This window comes from Pseudomonas shiyinii (assembly GCF_056725765.1).
The window spans coordinates 1,612,326-1,627,547 of the sequence record NZ_CM161522.1 but is presented as its reverse complement, the minus strand read 5'-3'; the positions used below and the strand labels follow the sequence as shown (position 1 = coordinate 1,627,547).

At 66.8% G+C, this 15,222-nt stretch carries 14 protein-coding genes; all 14 read left to right on the top strand.

The window, feature by feature from the left end; all coding sequences use genetic code 11:
* Positions 1-54: 54 nt before the first annotated feature.
* The 14 genes from eutB to ACXHGZ_RS07435 all read left to right on the top strand — a co-directional run bounded on the left by eutB (position 55) and on the right by ACXHGZ_RS07435 (position 15,111).
* Positions 55-1,026, top strand: a complete 972-nt coding sequence (eutB, locus tag ACXHGZ_RS07500; protein WP_084855742.1) for a hydroxyectoine utilization dehydratase EutB — start codon at positions 55-57, stop codon at positions 1,024-1,026.
* Between the two features lie 33 nt (positions 1,027-1,059).
* Positions 1,060-2,052 carry an ectoine utilization protein EutC gene (eutC, locus tag ACXHGZ_RS07495; RefSeq protein WP_480463118.1) on the top strand — a complete coding sequence of 331 codons (993 nt, stop codon included), beginning with the start codon at positions 1,060-1,062 and terminating at the stop codon, positions 2,050-2,052.
* A 33-nt stretch (positions 2,053-2,085) separates the two neighbouring features.
* The gene (doeA, locus tag ACXHGZ_RS07490) at positions 2,086-3,276 is read left to right on the top strand and encodes an ectoine hydrolase DoeA (protein WP_480463116.1); all 1,191 of its coding nucleotides are present in this window, start codon (positions 2,086-2,088) and stop codon (positions 3,274-3,276) included.
* A 4-nt stretch (positions 3,277-3,280) separates the two neighbouring features.
* On the top strand, positions 3,281-4,300 hold the full coding sequence (doeB, locus tag ACXHGZ_RS07485) for a N(2)-acetyl-L-2,4-diaminobutanoate deacetylase DoeB (protein ID WP_368829154.1): 1,020 nt from the start codon (positions 3,281-3,283) through the stop codon (positions 4,298-4,300).
* A 44-nt stretch (positions 4,301-4,344) separates the two neighbouring features.
* Positions 4,345-5,811 carry an NAD-dependent succinate-semialdehyde dehydrogenase gene (locus ACXHGZ_RS07480; RefSeq protein ID WP_480463114.1) on the top strand — a complete coding sequence of 489 codons (1,467 nt, stop codon included), beginning with the start codon at positions 4,345-4,347 and terminating at the stop codon, positions 5,809-5,811.
* 12 nt (positions 5,812-5,823) lie between these two features.
* On the top strand, positions 5,824-7,209 hold the full coding sequence (locus ACXHGZ_RS07475) for an aspartate aminotransferase family protein (RefSeq protein ID WP_480463113.1): 1,386 nt from the start codon (positions 5,824-5,826) through the stop codon (positions 7,207-7,209).
* Positions 7,210-7,390: 181 nt separating this feature from the next.
* Positions 7,391-8,353, top strand: coding sequence for a ribonuclease Z (locus ACXHGZ_RS07470; RefSeq protein WP_480463111.1), 963 nt, complete (start codon positions 7,391-7,393; stop codon positions 8,351-8,353).
* A gap of 309 nt (positions 8,354-8,662) precedes the next feature.
* Entirely contained in the window at positions 8,663-9,574 is a 912-nt protein-coding gene (locus tag ACXHGZ_RS07465) for a LysR substrate-binding domain-containing protein (protein WP_084855749.1), read from the top strand.
* Positions 9,575-9,660: 86 nt separating this feature from the next.
* Positions 9,661-10,458 carry an SDR family NAD(P)-dependent oxidoreductase gene (locus tag ACXHGZ_RS07460; RefSeq protein WP_084855750.1) on the top strand — a complete coding sequence of 266 codons (798 nt, stop codon included), beginning with the start codon at positions 9,661-9,663 and terminating at the stop codon, positions 10,456-10,458.
* Positions 10,459-10,479: 21 nt separating this feature from the next.
* The gene (locus ACXHGZ_RS07455) at positions 10,480-10,887 is read left to right on the top strand and encodes an SRPBCC family protein (RefSeq protein ID WP_084855751.1); all 408 of its coding nucleotides are present in this window, start codon (positions 10,480-10,482) and stop codon (positions 10,885-10,887) included.
* Between the two features lie 132 nt (positions 10,888-11,019).
* Positions 11,020-12,006, top strand: coding sequence for a zinc-binding dehydrogenase (locus ACXHGZ_RS07450; RefSeq protein ID WP_480463109.1), 987 nt, complete (start codon positions 11,020-11,022; stop codon positions 12,004-12,006).
* 199 nt (positions 12,007-12,205) lie between these two features.
* Positions 12,206-13,141 carry a cyclase family protein gene (locus ACXHGZ_RS07445; RefSeq protein ID WP_084855753.1) on the top strand — a complete coding sequence of 312 codons (936 nt, stop codon included), beginning with the start codon at positions 12,206-12,208 and terminating at the stop codon, positions 13,139-13,141.
* A gap of 133 nt (positions 13,142-13,274) precedes the next feature.
* A complete protein-coding gene (locus ACXHGZ_RS07440) occupies positions 13,275-13,706 on the top strand; it encodes a YMGG-like glycine zipper-containing protein (protein ID WP_480463107.1) in 432 nt (143 codons plus the stop codon).
* A gap of 232 nt (positions 13,707-13,938) precedes the next feature.
* Positions 13,939-15,111, top strand: a complete 1,173-nt coding sequence (locus ACXHGZ_RS07435; RefSeq protein ID WP_480463105.1) for an MFS transporter — start codon at positions 13,939-13,941, stop codon at positions 15,109-15,111.
* The last annotated feature ends 111 nt before the right edge of the window (positions 15,112-15,222 follow it).

Genomic DNA, 15,222 nt, shown 5'->3' with positions numbered 1-15,222 from the left:
AATTTGCCGCTCTTAGACTCCGCCCAACACCCGGTCACTCGTTGGGATGCGGTCATGTCAGAGCTTTCGCTTCACGATATCCACCTTGCCCACCAGCGCATCCAGGGGCTCGTGCGTCGCACGCCGCTGGAACATTCGCCGAGCCTGAGCCGCCTGGTCGGCGTGCCGGTGTACCTGAAACTCGAATCCCAGCAGCTCACCGGCAGCTTCAAACTGCGCGGCGCGAGCAACGCCGTGGCCTGCCTGGGTGAACAGCAACGGGCACGCGGCGTGGTCACCGCCTCTACCGGCAACCATGGCCGGGCGCTGGCCTTCGCGGCCTCGCAACTGGGCGTGCAGGCGACCATCTATCTGTCGCAGCTGGTGCCGGCCAACAAGGTCCAGGCGATTCGCGACCTGGGCGCCGAAGTGTGCATCGTCGGCCTCTCCCAGGACGACGCCCAGCACGCCGCCCAGCGTCATGCCGAGGAACAGGGCGCCGCGCTGGTGCCGCCCTTCGACCACCCTGCCGTCATTGCCGGCCAGGGCACCCTGGGCCTGGAGATCATCGAACAGTTGCCCGACGTCAGCCAGGTACTGGTGCCCCTCTCCGGCGGCGGCCTGTTCGCCGGCGTGGCCCTGGCCCTCAAGGGCCTCAACCCGGCCATCACCACCCATGGCATCAGCATGCGCCGGGGTGCCGCCATGCACGCCAGCCTGCAGGCCGGGCATCCGCTCGAGGTGCAGGAGCTGCCGACGTTGGCCGACTCCCTGGGCGGCGGCATAGGCCTGGACAACCGCCATACCTTCGCCCTCACCCAGCGCCTGCTCGACCATCTGCACCTGCTCGAGGAAGCGTCCATCGCAGCGGGCCTGCGCCATGCCTACCACCAGGAGCGCCAAGTGCTAGAAGGGGCCGGCGCGGTGGGTATCGCCGCCCTGCTCGACGGCCTGGTGCCGGCGCGCGGGCCGATCGTGGTGGTGGTCAGCGGGCGCAACGTCGACACCGCCCAGCACCTACGGGTGATGAACGGCGACAACGCCTGAGGTTTTCCCTTTTCGCTCACTGGAGGTTCACCGATGCCGGCCATCACCTTGCTCAACGAAGCCGACCTGCGAGACTGCATCACCCTCGACCGCGCCGCGGTCGATACCGTCGAGCAGGCCTTCGCCCTGCTGGCCACGGCCAACGTGGCCATGCCGCCGATCCTGCGTCTGGACGTGCCCGAGCACAACGGTGAGGTGGACGTGAAGACCGCCTACCTGCCGGGCATCGAGCGTTTCGCGATCAAGGTCAGCCCGGGCTTCTTCGACAACCCCAGCCTTGGCCTGCCCAGCCTCAACGGCATGATGATGCTGCTCTCGGCACGCACCGGCCTGCTCGACGCCCTGCTGCTGGACAACGGCTACCTCACCGCCGTGCGCACCGCCGCGGCGGGCGCGGTGGCGGCGCGCTGGCTGGCCCGCGAGGACAGCCGCTGCGTGGCCCTGATCGGCAGTGGCGAGCAGGCCCGCCTGCAACTGCAGGCGCTGCGCCTGGTGCGGCCGATCGAGCGGGTGCAGCTGTGGGCCCGCGACCCGGCCAAGGCCGCGGCGCTGGCCGATGAACTGGGCCGCGACGGCACGTTGCAACTGGCGCTGTGCGACAGCATCGACCAGGCCATGCAGGGCGTGGACATCGCGCTCACCTGCACGCCCAGCCGCGAACCGCTGATCCAGCCCCGTCACCTGCAACCGGGCCTGCACATCACCGCCATGGGGTCGGACGCCGAGCACAAGAACGAGATCGCCCCGCAAGTGCTGGCCCAGGTCGACCGCTATGTCGCCGACCGCCTCGGCCAGACCCGCGTACTGGGCGAGCTACACCACGCCTTGCGCGCCGGCACGGTCACCGACGAGGCCGCCCTGTGCGAACTCGGCCAGGTGGTCGCCGGCCAGCAACCCGGCCGCACCGATGCCAGCCAGGTCACCCTGTGCGACCTGACCGGCACCGGCGCCCAGGACACCGCCATCGCCAACTTCGCCTTCCAGCGCGCCCGCGCCGCAGGCAAGGGCCTGGCATTCAACAGTTGAACCTCACCACCCCACTCATCAGAGGGCATTGCAATGTCTCAGTCAGTGGTCAACCTGCCGTTCAGTCGGCAAGAGTACGCCCAGCGCCTGGCCAAGACCCGCGCCGCCATGCAGGCGCAGGGCCTGGAGCTGTTGCTGGTCACCGATCCGTCGAACATGGCCTGGCTCACCGGCTATGACGGCTGGTCGTTCTACGTGCACCAGTGCGTGCTGCTGGCGCTGGACGGGGAGCCGATCTGGTTCGGCCGCGGCCAGGACGCCAACGGCGCCAAGCGCACGGTGTTCATGAGCCACGACAATATCGTCGGCTATCCGGACATCTACGTGCAGTCGCGCGAACGTCACCCCATGGACTACCTGTGCCGGGAAGTGATCCTGGCCAAGGGCTGGGGCGCGCTCAACATCGGCGTGGAGATGGACAACTACTACTTCAGTGCCGCGGCCTACCAGGCCCTGTGCCGGCAGCTGCCCCAGGCGACCTTCAGCGATGCCGCCGGGCTGGTCAACTGGCAGCGGGCGGTGAAGTCGCCCCAGGAAATCGACTACATGCGCATTGCCGCGCGTATCGTCGAGAAGATGCACGGGCGCATCCTCGAGCGTATCGAACCGGGCATGCGCAAGAACGAACTGGTGGCCGAGATCTACAGCAGCGGCATCCTCGGCGTGGACGGCCACGGCGGCGACTACCCTGCCATCGTGCCCCTGCTGCCGACCGGCGCCGACGCCAGCGCCCCGCACCTGACCTGGGACGATTCGCCCTTCACCCGCGGCGCCGGCACCTTCTTCGAAATCGCCGGCTGCTACAAACGCTACCACTGCCCGCTGTCGCGCACGGTGTACCTGGGCAAGCCACCGCAGCACTTCCTCGACGGCGAGAAGGCCGTGGTCGAGGGCATCGCCGCCGGCCTGGAAGCAGCCCGCCCCGGCAATACCACCGGCAACATCGCCCGGGCCTTCTTCAAGGTGCTGGAGAAGTTCGGCATCCATAAGGACAGCCGCTGCGGCTACCCGATCGGCATCAGTTACCCGCCGGATTGGGGCGAGCGCACCATGAGCCTGCGCCCCAGCGACACCAGCGTGCTGCAACCGGGCATGACCTTCCACTTCATGCCGGGGCTGTGGATGGACGACTGGGGCCTGGAGATCACCGAAAGCATTTTGATCACCGAGACCGGGGTAGAAACCCTGTGCAACGTGCCGCGCCAGCTGTTCGTCAAGGACTAACGCCATGAACGCATTCACGGACACCGCCACCGAGGTGGCCAACCCGATCAGCAGCACCGTGGACTTCACTCGCGACGGCGTACAGCACGGCTTCCTCAAGCTGCCCTACTCGCGCGACGACTCGGCCTGGGGCGCGGTGATGATCCCCATCACCGTGGTCAAGCACGGCGCAGGGCCTACCGCCCTGCTCACCGGCGGCAACCATGGCGATGAGTACGAAGGCCCGGTGGCGTTGTGCAAGCTGGCCCAGCAGCTGCGCGCCGAAGCGATTTCGGGCCGGGTGATCATCGTGCCGTTCATGAACACCCCGGCGTTCCATGCCGGCACCCGTACATCGCCGATCGACCAGGGCAACCTCAACCGCAGCTTCCCGGGCAAGCCCGACGGCACGGTCACGCAGAAGATCGCCGATTACTTCCGGCGCACCCTGCTGCCCCTGGCCGACGTGGTGCTGGACATCCACTCCGGCGGCCGCACCCTGGACTTCCTGCCGTTCGCTGCCTGCCACGTGCTGCCCGACAAGGCCCAGCAGGCACGCTGCGAAGCGGGCATGCGGGCATTCGCCGCGCCCTATGCCATGCGCATGCTCGAACTCGACGCCCAGGCCATGTACGACACTGCCGCCGAGGCCCAGGGCAAGGTGTTCGTCACCACCGAACTGGGCGGCGGCGGCACCTCGACCGCACGCAGCATCGCCTTGGCCGAGCGCGGCGTGCGCAACCTGCTGGTGCACGCCGGCATCCTCCAGGGCGAAGTGACGCCCGCCGAGTCGATCATGCTCGACATGCCCGACGGCGACTGCTTCATCGCCTGCGAGCACGACGGCCTGCTGGAAATGTGCCGCGATCTGGGCGAGCAGGTGCACCAAGGCGAAGTGATTGCCCGCATCCATGACATTCGCCGCACCGGCAGCGCACCAGTGGAATACCGCGCACGCCGCGACGGCCTGCTGGCCGCCCGGCATTTCCCCGGGCTGGTGCAGTGCGGCGACACCTTGGCGGTGATTGCCGACGTGTTGGCCTAGCCCCAGCGGACGCAACGACAACAAGAGGTATGGGAGAACAGCTCATGTCAGACGAATACCCGTTCAAGCAACTGTGCCACGTGGACGGCCAATGGCTGCACAGCACCAGCGGTAGCAGCATCGCCGTCCTCGACCCGGCCAACCGCCAGACCATCGGCCATGTGCCGCTGCTCGACCACGAGCAGATCGTCGCTGCGGTGGACGCCGCCCAGCGCGCCTTCACACCCTGGCGCAACCTGCGCCTGGAGGAACGTGTGACGCTGCTGCGCCGCTGGGGAGAACTGATCCTCGCACACCAGGAGGCCCTGGCGCGCATCCTCAGCCAGGAGCAAGGCAAGCCCCTGGCCGAGGCACGCGGTGAAATCGCCTATGCCGCCAGCTTCATTCCCTGGTTCGCCGAACAGGCGCGTCGCCTGTACGGCCAGACCATCCCCAGCCATATCCCCGGCGCCGACCTTGGCACGGTGAAGGAACCGGTAGGTGTGTGCGCGCTGCTCACGCCCTGGAACTTCCCCAGCGCCATGATCACCCGCAAAGCCGCCGCGGCCATGGCCGCCGGCTGCACCGTGGTGGTCAAGCCGGCCCACGAGACGCCCTACTCGGCCCTGGCATTGGCCCAGCTGGCCGAGGACGCAGGCCTGCCGCCGGGCGTGTTCAACGTAGTTATCGGCGAGCCGCAGATGGCCATGGAAACCCTGGTGCGCGACCCGCGGGTGCGCTCGGTCAGCTTCACCGGCTCCACCCGGGTCGGCAAGCTGGTGCTGCAGGCAGCGGCCGATGATGTGAAGAAGGTCGCCCTGGAGCTGGGCGGCAATGCCCCCTTCATCGTCTGCGCCGACGCCGACCTGGACCTGGCGGTGAAGGTCGCTGTGGCCGCCAAGTTCCAGACCTCCGGCCAGGACTGCTGCGCGGCCAACCGCATCATGGTCCAGCGCCCACTGTACGAGGCCTTCCTCGTGCGCTTCGCCGAGGCGGTGCGGGCCCTGCGCGTGGGGCCGGCGATGGTCGACGGCCAGGAGACCCCGGCCGACGTCGGCCCGCTGATGCACCAGGGCGCCTTCGACGCCACGGTGGCGCGGGTCGAGGATGCCATCGCTAAGGGCGCCCGCCGCCTGGTGGGCGGCGAGGCCCATGCCTTGGGCGGCTGGTTCTACCAGCCCACCGTGCTGGCGGACGTGACGCCGGCCATGCGCATCTACCAGGAAGAAAACTTCGCGCCCATCGCCGGGGTGATGCCCTTCGAAACCCTGGAACAGGCCATCGAGATGGCTAACGACACCGAGTACGGCCTGGCCGCCTACATCTGCTCCAACCGCCTGGACGTGGTGCACCCGCTGATCCGCCGCCTGGACCACGCCATGGTCGCGGTCAACGGCGTGAAGTTCACCGGCCATCCCATCCCGTTCGGCGGCATGAAGGCTTCGGGCCTGGGCCGCGAAGGCGGCATCGAGGGCTTCGAGCCCTTCGTCGAGACCAAATATTTCTGCGTGCACCACCAAGGTCAATTCTAAGGAGTGTTTGCCATGAACCCCGAATACAACCAGCTGTTCGAGCAAGACCGTGCCCACTTCATGCACCCGTCCACCCACGCCCATGACCATGCCAGCGGCGCGCTCAAGGGGCGGATCATCACCGGCGCCGAGGGCATCCGCCTGCGTGACCACGAAGGCCGCGAACTGATCGACGCCTTCGCCGGCCTGTACTGCGTGAACATCGGCTACGGCCGCATCGAAGTGGCCGACGCGATCCATCGCCAAGCCAAGGAGCTGGCGTACTACCACACCTACGTGGGCCACTCCACCGAGGCGATCATCGAGCTCTCCAGCCGCATCATCGACTGGGCGCCTGCGGGCATGAAGAAGGTCTACTACGGCCTCTCCGGCTCCGACGCCAACGAGACCCAGGTCAAGCTGGTGCGCTACTACAACAACATCCTCGGACGCCCGAACAAGAAGAAGATCATCTCCCGCGACCGTGGCTACCATGGCTCGGGCATCATGACCGGCAGCCTCACCGGCCTGCCCAGCTTCCACCAGCACTTCGACCTGCCGGTGGCGGGCGTCACCCACACCGTCTGCCCGCATTGGTACCGCAAGGCCCCCGCCGGCATGGACGAGCAGGCCTTCGTGCGCTACTGCGCCGACGAGCTGGAAAAGCTCATCCTCGCCGAAGGCCCCGACACGGTCGCCGCCTTCATCGGCGAACCGTTGATGGGCACCGGTGGCATCATCGTGCCGCCCAAGGGCTACTGGGCGGCGATCCAGGCCGTGCTGGACCGCTACGACGTGCTGCTGATCGCCGACGAAGTGGTGTGCGCCTTCGGCCGCCTGGGCTCGAAGATGGGCAGCCAGCGCTACGGTATCCGCCCGGACCTGATCACCACCGCCAAGGGCCTGACCAGCGCCTATGCACCGCTGTCGGCAGTGATCGTCGGCGAGAAGGTATGGAGCGTGATCGAGGAAGGCTCGCAGAAGGCGGGCCCCATGGGCCACGGCTGGACCTACTCGGGCCACCCGATCTGCGCCGCGGCGGCCCTGGCCAACCTGGACATTCTCGAGCGCGAGGACCTGACCGGCAACGCCGAGGTGGTCGGCGCCTACCTCAATCAGCGCATGCGCGAAACCTTCGAGGGCCACCCGCTGGTGGGCGAGGTGCGCGGCGACGGCATGCTCTGCGCGGTGGAATTCATGGCCGACCGCGAGGCCCGCACTGCGTTCGACCCGGCGCTGAAGGTGGGCCCGCAGGTGTCGGCAGCGTGCCTGGAACGCGGCATGATCGCCCGCGCCATGCCCCACGGCGACATCCTCGGCTTTGCCCCACCGCTGGTGCTGGACAAGCAAGATGCCGAGCGCATCGTGGTCATCACCAAGGCAGCGGTGGATGAAGTGGCGGGGAAAGTGTTGGGTTGAAGTGTCCCGGCCCTATCGCCGGCAAGCCGGCTCCCACCTGTATTGCGCTATTTCAAAGACACCGCCATACCTGTGGGAGCCGGCTTGCCGGCGATAGGGCCAACACCGACAACGACTGACTTCCTGCCCATGCGCATGGTCGTACAATAACCCGACCTGCGACCCGCAAAGGAGCCAGCCCATGGACCTGCAGTTTCTGGGCACTTCCGCCGGCGTGCCCACCAAGGCCCGCAATGTCACCGGCACCGCCGTCATCGAAGCCACGGGCAGCCACTGGTACCTGGTGGACTGCGGCGAGGCCACCCAGCACCAGCTGCTGCATACCTCCCTGTCGATCCGCGACCTGCGCGGCGTGTTCATCACCCACGTGCATGGCGACCATTGCTTCGGCTTGCCGGGGCTGCTGGCCAGTGCCGGCATGTCCGGGCGCACCCAGCCACTGGACCTGATCCTGCCTGCCGCACTGCACGACTGGCTGCGCCTGGGCCTGGCCGTCAGCCACACCTACCTGCCATTCGAACTGCGCCTGCTGGCCCTCGAAGACCTCGGCACCTGGCGCAACGACAATATCCAGGTCAGCACCGTGCCGCTGTCGCACCGGGTACCCAGCCATGGTTTCGTGTTCACCGAGATCAACCCCGAACCACGCCTGGACATCGCGCGCCTGGAGGCCGACGGCATCCCCCGCGGCCCATTGTGGGGCGAGCTGGCCCACGGCAACCCGGTGCAGCATGAAGGCCGCGTACTGAACGCCCTGGACTACCTGCGCCCGTCGCGCCCGCCACGGCGGATCATCGTCTGTGGCGACAACGACACCCCGCAATTGCTCGCAGACGTCGCCCAGGACGTGGATGTGCTGGTGCACGAAGCGACCTTCACCCAGCCGATCGTCGAGCGCACCCAGGTGACCTTCGGCCACAGCACCGCTGCGGCCGTGGCGCAGTTCGCAGAGGCGGCCGGCATCGGCAACCTGGTGCTCACGCACTTCAGTGCGCGCTACCAGCCCAACCCGCGGCGCAGCCCGTCCATCGAAGATGTGCGCGCCGAGGCGATGGCGCACTACAGCGGCAACCTGATCCTGGCCAAGGACCTGCAGCGTTACCACATGGGGCGCGATGGGCGGCTCGTACCGCTGGGCGATTAACCGAACCCTCCACCAGCCGCCCCCACAGGGACCTCGCAAGTCTTGAGAGCGGCACAATCTCGGTGGGAGATTACCCAGCCCTTCGGGCTGCGCTGGCGCGCAGAGAACAAGCGGCCACCTGTGGGAGCGGGCTTGTCCCGCGATCAAGGGCGAAGCCCTTGCCAGGCGACGGTGATATCGGGCCCGGCCTAATCGCGGGACAAGCCCGCTCCCACAGGGTGATCCACACCTGCAGCAGCCCGTGCAAAGCGCTGGCAGACCCAGACCTCAACGAGCATAATTTGCAAAAGTTAAGCCCCTGGAGGTCTTATGCAGGATCTACGTCAACTGCGCTACTTCGTCGCCGTCGCCGAATGTGAAAACGTCGGCCGCGCCGCCGAGCAGCTGCATATCTCGCAGTCTCCCCTGAGCCGGCAGATCGCCCAGCTGGAAGAGCACCTGGGCCTGGCCCTGTTCGAGCGTCGCAACCAGCGGCTGTTCCTGACCAACGACGGGCGTACCTTTCTTTCCGAAGCCCGCGGCCTGCTCAAGCATGCCGAGCGCCTGGAGTCGCTGGGCAAGCGTCTGGGCCGTGGCGAGGAAGGCGGCCTGTGCATCGGCTATGTCAACCATGCCATCCACGCCGGCGTGCTGCCGGGGGCGGTGCGGGCGATCCGCAGCGAGCGCCCGCAGATCCACATCGTCCTGTACAACATGACCCCGCGCGAGCAGTTCGAAGGCCTGCGCCAGCGCAGCATAGACATTGCCTTGGTCTGCGAACCGCCCCCCGAACACGACCCTGATCTGCGCGCCCAGTCGGTGCTGGACGACCCGATGCTGCTGGCCATCCCCGCCGCGCACCCGCTGGCGGCCAAGGCCACACTCACGCCCGCCGACCTGCATGAACAGGAGTGGATCATCACTGGCGGCCAACCGGACCAGATCAACAAACGTGACGACTTCATCGCCCGCTGCGGCGATGCCGGCTTCACCCCGCGCCTGGCGCTGGAAGCCTCCGACCCGCTGAGCGTACTCGGCCTGGTCTCCGCAGGCCTTGGCCTGGCCATGGTGCAAAGCAGCCTCTCTACCAGCGCCGGCCCGACCGTGGTGCTGCGCGAGCTGGACTGGTTCCGGCCTTGCGTGAAGCTGTGGGCGGCCTGGCACCAAGTGGACCTGCGACCTATTGTGGGGATTTTCCGTGAGCAGGTGCTGGCATTGGCAGAAAAGACCGCAGAGGTCTGAACTCAGTCGAATTATGTCTTTTACAGTCTTGGCGCGCGTCACTAGCATGGCTCCCATCGATGCAACTCATCCACAGGAGCCATTCCATGAACATCGACCTCGGCGGACGTACCGCCATCATCAGCGGCTCGACCGGCGGTATTGGTCTGGCCATCGCCCGCGGCCTGGCCCGCGCCCATGCCGACGTGGTCATCGCCGGCCGTAGCCAGAAATCGGTAGATGCCGCCCTTGCCGAACTGCGCGCCCAAGGTGGGCGTGGCCAGGTTCACGGCGTGGTCGCCGACCTGGGCACCGCCGCCGGTGCCGACACCTTGTTCGCCGCCCACCCCAAGGCCGACATTCTGGTCAACAACCTGGGCATCTATGACGATGTCGACTTCTTCGAAGTCCCCGACAGCGAGTGGGCCCGCTTCTACGACACCAACGTACTCTCCGGCGTACGCCTGGCCCGTCACTATGCCCCGGGCATGGTCGAGAAAGGTTGGGGTCGGATCCTGTTCATCTCCTCCGAATCGGGCATCGCCATCCCGGCGGATATGATCAACTACGGCGTCACCAAAGCTGCCAACCTGGCGGTATCGCATGGTCTGGCCAAGCGCCTGGCCGGCACTGGCGTCACCGTCAACGCGGTGCTACCTGGCCCGACCATGACCGACGGCGTCGCCGCCCTGGTCGCCGATGCCGCCAAGGCCTCCGGCCGTAGCATCCGTGACGAGGCGGACAACTTCGTGCGCACCGCGCGCCCGAGCTCGATCATCCAGCGTGCCGCCGACGTCGACGAAGTCGCCCACCTGGTGGTCTACCTCGCCTCCCCTTACTCCTCCGCTACCACCGGCGCCGCCCTGCGGGTCGACGGCGGTGTGGTCGACAGCCTCGCTATCTGAATTCAACTGGAGATTTCCATCATGGCAAACGCCTACGCTTCCCTGAAAACCAACCACAGCCCTGAACACGTCTGGGCCCTGATCGGCGGCTTCGACAGCCTGCCCGACTGGCTGCCGTTCATCCCTGAAAGCCTGTCCAGCGAAGGCGGCCGCGTGCGCTCGCTGAAAGACCCGGACGGCAACAGCATCGTCGAGCGCCTGATGGCCTTCGATGAAACGCAGCGCAGCTACAGCTACTCGATCCTGACCAGCCCGTTCCCGGTGACCGGCTACCTGTCGACCCTGCGTGTCAAGGCTGACGGCCAGGGCAGCCTGGTGGAATGGCTGGGGGAGTTCACCCCGGTCGGCGTGAGCGACGACGAAGCCGTGGCGCTGTTCAAGGGCATCTATGAAGGTGGCCTCCAGGCCCTGGCCAAGAGCCTGGGTTGAGGGACACCCAGGGGCCGCGCCGCGGCCCCTGGCCATTGATGACCTGTGTTCAATACACCTTTGCCCGACCCCCGCTGTTTCCCCTCGCTGCACCTCGTTACCCTTCCCCTCTTGCTGCCAAGAGGATTACCCATGCCCACCACTCATCGTACCTGGGGCTGGACCCCGGGCGCCGGCCTGGACGGCCTGGCACTCATCGACAAACCCGTGCCCCAACCCGGCCCTGGCCAAGTGCTGGTGTCCAACCGTGCCATCGCCCTCAACCCGGTGGACTGGAAAATCTGCGAATGGGGCCATGCCGACTGGCACCAGGGCACCGTGCCGGGTGTGGACGGCGCCGGAGTCGTCGCTGCCGTCGGTGACGGGGTCGACCTGCCAATGGGCGCCCGCGTCGCCTACCACCAGTCGCTGTCTCGCGATGGCAGCTTTGCCGAATACTGCCTGCTCGATGCCAGCCTGGTGATGCACATCCCGGCCAACCTGGACATCGCCGCTGCGGCTGCCGTGCCCTGCCCCGCGCTCACTGCCTGGCAGGCCCTGGCCAAGGTCGCCGACGGCGCCTCCCGCGATGTGCTGGTGATCGGTGCCGGCGGCGCGGTGGCGTTCTATCTCGTCCAGCTCGCCGTGCAGCAGGGCCTGCGGGTCTGGGCCACGGCGGGCGAGAAGCACCACGCCCGCCTCAAGGCCCTGGGTGTGGTCGGGGTATTCGACTACCGCAACGGCGACTGGCAGGCACACCTGCAGGCCGCCCTGGGCGAGCGCCCGCTGCATGCGCTGTTCGACACCGTCAGTGGCGCCCATGCCGCGAGCCTGGCCCACCTACTGGGTTACAACGGCCACCTGGTATGCATTCAGGATCGCCAGGAAAACGCGCCGTTGCCTGCCTTCAGCACGGCGATCTCATTGCATGAAGTGGCCCTCAACAGCATCCACGCCCATGGCCGCCTGGTCGATCGCCAGGCCTTGAAGGTGGCCGGTGAGCGTTTGCTGCAGAAGGTTGCCGAGGGTCAACTGCTGCCCCCGCAGCGCCTGGACTTTGCCTTCGAAACGCTGCCGGCGGCGCTGCGCCAGCTCAAGGAAGGCAGCTCCTCCGGGAAGTGGGTGGCCACGCTCGAGTGACCGCCTCGGCCTGCTGTCGGGCCCTTGTAGGAGCGGGCTTGCCCCGCGAATGGGGGCGCCAAAAGCGCCCCCCACTCCATGATCAAGCGCTCATCTTTGTTCCCAGAACAAATGTCATTGTCCCCCGACCCGCTTTTTCCCCCACCCGTCCCCGCCCAGAATCGGCTCCTGACATCACACCGCTTTCAGGAGAAACCCGATGAACTATTTCAAACCCCTGCTGCTCGCCACTGCCCTGGCCGCCACCACCCAGGTCGCCCTGGCCGCCGACTGGCAGCAATCCCCCTATGGCCACAACGATGAGATCGGCGCGGCCAACCTGCTCACCCCCGAAGTGGTCAAACAAGCCGTCGGCCTGGTCAAGACCGGCAAGACCTACCCTCTCGCCGTGCCTGTGAGCAAGGACCTGCCTGCCTTCCGCCACCGCAGCTTCCACCTCTACAACATCCAGCCCGGCGAACAGGCCGGCCAGACCCTGGGCAAGAACAAGTTCAGCTTCAACGACGAGCTGGTCAACGGCTGGACTGGCGTCGGCACCCAGCTCAACGGCATTGGCCACATCGGTATCGACAACGTCTACTACAACGGCAACAAGGCCGCCGATTTCGTCACCGTCGAAGGCGTGACCAAGCTTGGGGTCGAGAAGGTTCCGCCGATGGTCACCCGCGGCGTAGTGCTGGACATGACCGCCTACTACGGCAAGGCCATCGTACCGGGCGGCACTTCGTTCACCGTCGATGACGTCAAGGCTGTGCTGAAGAAGCAAGGCATCACCCTGCGCAAAGGCGACGTGGTGCTGTTCAACACCGGCTGGCTGGAACTGATCGGCAAGGACAACCAGCAGTTCCTCGCCACCGAGCCCGGCATCGACCTGCCGGCCGCCCAGTGGCTGGCCGACCAGGGCATCGTAGCCTTCGGCGGCGACACCTGGGCCTCGGAGGTCTACCCCAACCCCACCGGCGAAGAGTTCCCGGTCAACCAGTTCATGCTGGCCAAGCGCGGCATCTACAACCTGGAGCTGATCGACACCCGTGCCCTGGTGCGTGACAAGGCCTACGAGTTCCTGTTCGTGCTGGGCCAGCCGCTGTACAAGGGCTCGACCCAGGTCAACATCAACCCGGTGGCTATCCACTGAGTTTCAAATAGCCGTTGCCCTGTGATGGGCCACACAGTGGCCCTGAACCAGGCTCCCCGACAAGCTTCCATTGACCGCCCCCCTCGCACCCAGCAGACTTCGCACCTTCGTTCCATCCAGAGATTGATAGAAAATGCGTAAGTCCTTTCCTGTAATTGCACTGTTCACCTTGATGTCGGCCCCCTACGCCCTCGCCGGTGAAACCACCAATACCGCTGTCGGCGGCGGTGTCGGCGGTGCCCTGGGTAGCGTGGTCGGCCAGGCGATCGGCGGCAGCACAGGTGCCGCGATCGGTGCCGGTGTGGGCGGTGCGGCAGGCGGTGCAGTGTCGGCCAAGCATGGCAAGAAGACCGAGGCAGCGATTGGTGGCGGCCTCGGCGCGGCCGGCGGCCAGGTGATCGGCAACAAGGTCGGTGGTTCCACCGGCGGCGCCATCGGTGCCGGTCTCGGCGGTGCGGCAGGCAGCGCCATCGGCAATAGCATGGCCGATGACGACGACCACCACGGCAGCCACAACTCCGGCAAGAAACACAAGCACAAGCATAAGCACAAGCACCACGACTGAACGCTCCAACCGCTCCCGCAGGCTGAAAACGCCCTCCTGTAGGAGCGGGCTTGTCCCGCGATGGGCTGCAGCGCAGCCCCGATCTACACAAGCTCCAGTTCCCCCTCCGCCCCTCCCCTCTATTAATGACTCCAGATCAAAGGTCATTAGCGCAATCGTGACTTAATCCCACCCCCTGCCCCCGCCATACTGCGCACCTACCTAATTCGCAACGCTCGAAGGAGCCTATGCAATGAAACCCGGACACGTCCTGCTAGCCTTGGCCATCGGCGCCTTCGGCATCGGCACCACTGAATTCACCCCCATGGGCCTGCTGCCCGTCATCGCCGAAGGGGTGGATGTCAGCATCCCTAGCGCCGGCATGCTGGTCACCGCCTACGCCGTCGGCGTAATGGTCGGCGCACCGATCATGACCTTGCTGTTCAGCCGCTTCGGCAAGCGCGGCGCGCTGATCGCGCTGATGGCCATCTTCACCCTGGGCAACCTGCTCTCGGCCCTCTCGCCAGGCTACGGCACCCTGCTGGCCTCGCGCCTGATCACCAGCCTCAACCACGGCGCCTTCTTCGGCCTGGGTGCGGTGGTGGCCGCAAGCGTGGTCCCTCGCGAGAAGCAGGCCAGCGCCATCGCCACCATGTTCATGGGCCTGACCATCGCCAATATCGGCGGCGTGCCCGCCGCCACCTGGATCGGCCAGCAGGTCGGCTGGCGCCTGGCCTTCGCCGGTACCGCAGTGCTCGGCATCCTGGCCATGGCCGCGCTGTGGTATGCCCTGCCCAAGGGTGAACGCGGCAGCGTGCCCCATGTACGCCGTGAACTGGCCGTGATCGCCCGGCCGAACGTCCTGCTGGCCATGGCCACCACCGTGCTCGGTGCCGGCGCCATGTTCACCCTGTATACCTACGTGGCCCCGGTGCTCGCCGAACTGACCGGTGCTTCGGACAGCTTCGTCACCCTGGGCCTGGTGCTGATCGGCGTCGGCTTCACCCTGGGCAACAGCCTGGGCGGGCGCCTGGCCGATTGGTCGCTGGACGGCTCGGCGCGTATCTTCCTCGGCGTGCTGGCCCTGATCATGGTGCTGATGCCGCTGGTGCTCGGCACCCACGTCGGCGCCGCCCTGGCCCTGCTGGTATGGGGTGTGTTCACCTTCGCCGTGGTACCGCCCCTGCAGATGCGCGTGATGATCGCTGCCGCCGAAGCCCCGGGCCTGGCCTCCTCGATCAACGTGGGTGCCTTCAACCTCGGCAACGCCGTGGGCGCGGCACTGGGTGGTGGGGTCATCAGCCTGAACCTCGGCTACGCCGCAGTACCGGTCGCCGGTGGCTTGCTGGCAGCGGGTGGCCTGCTGCTGGTCTGGCTCGGAGGGCGCAACAAAGTCACCGCCAAGACGGTCGGCGAGACGCTTTGAAGACAAGGCACGATGGCGAGGCTTCGCGCGCCATCGTGCCTTTCAGTGTCTGTCGGTTAATGACGCGGGGCGCTGCACGCTCATCGCCGGCAAGCCGGCTCCCACAAGTAA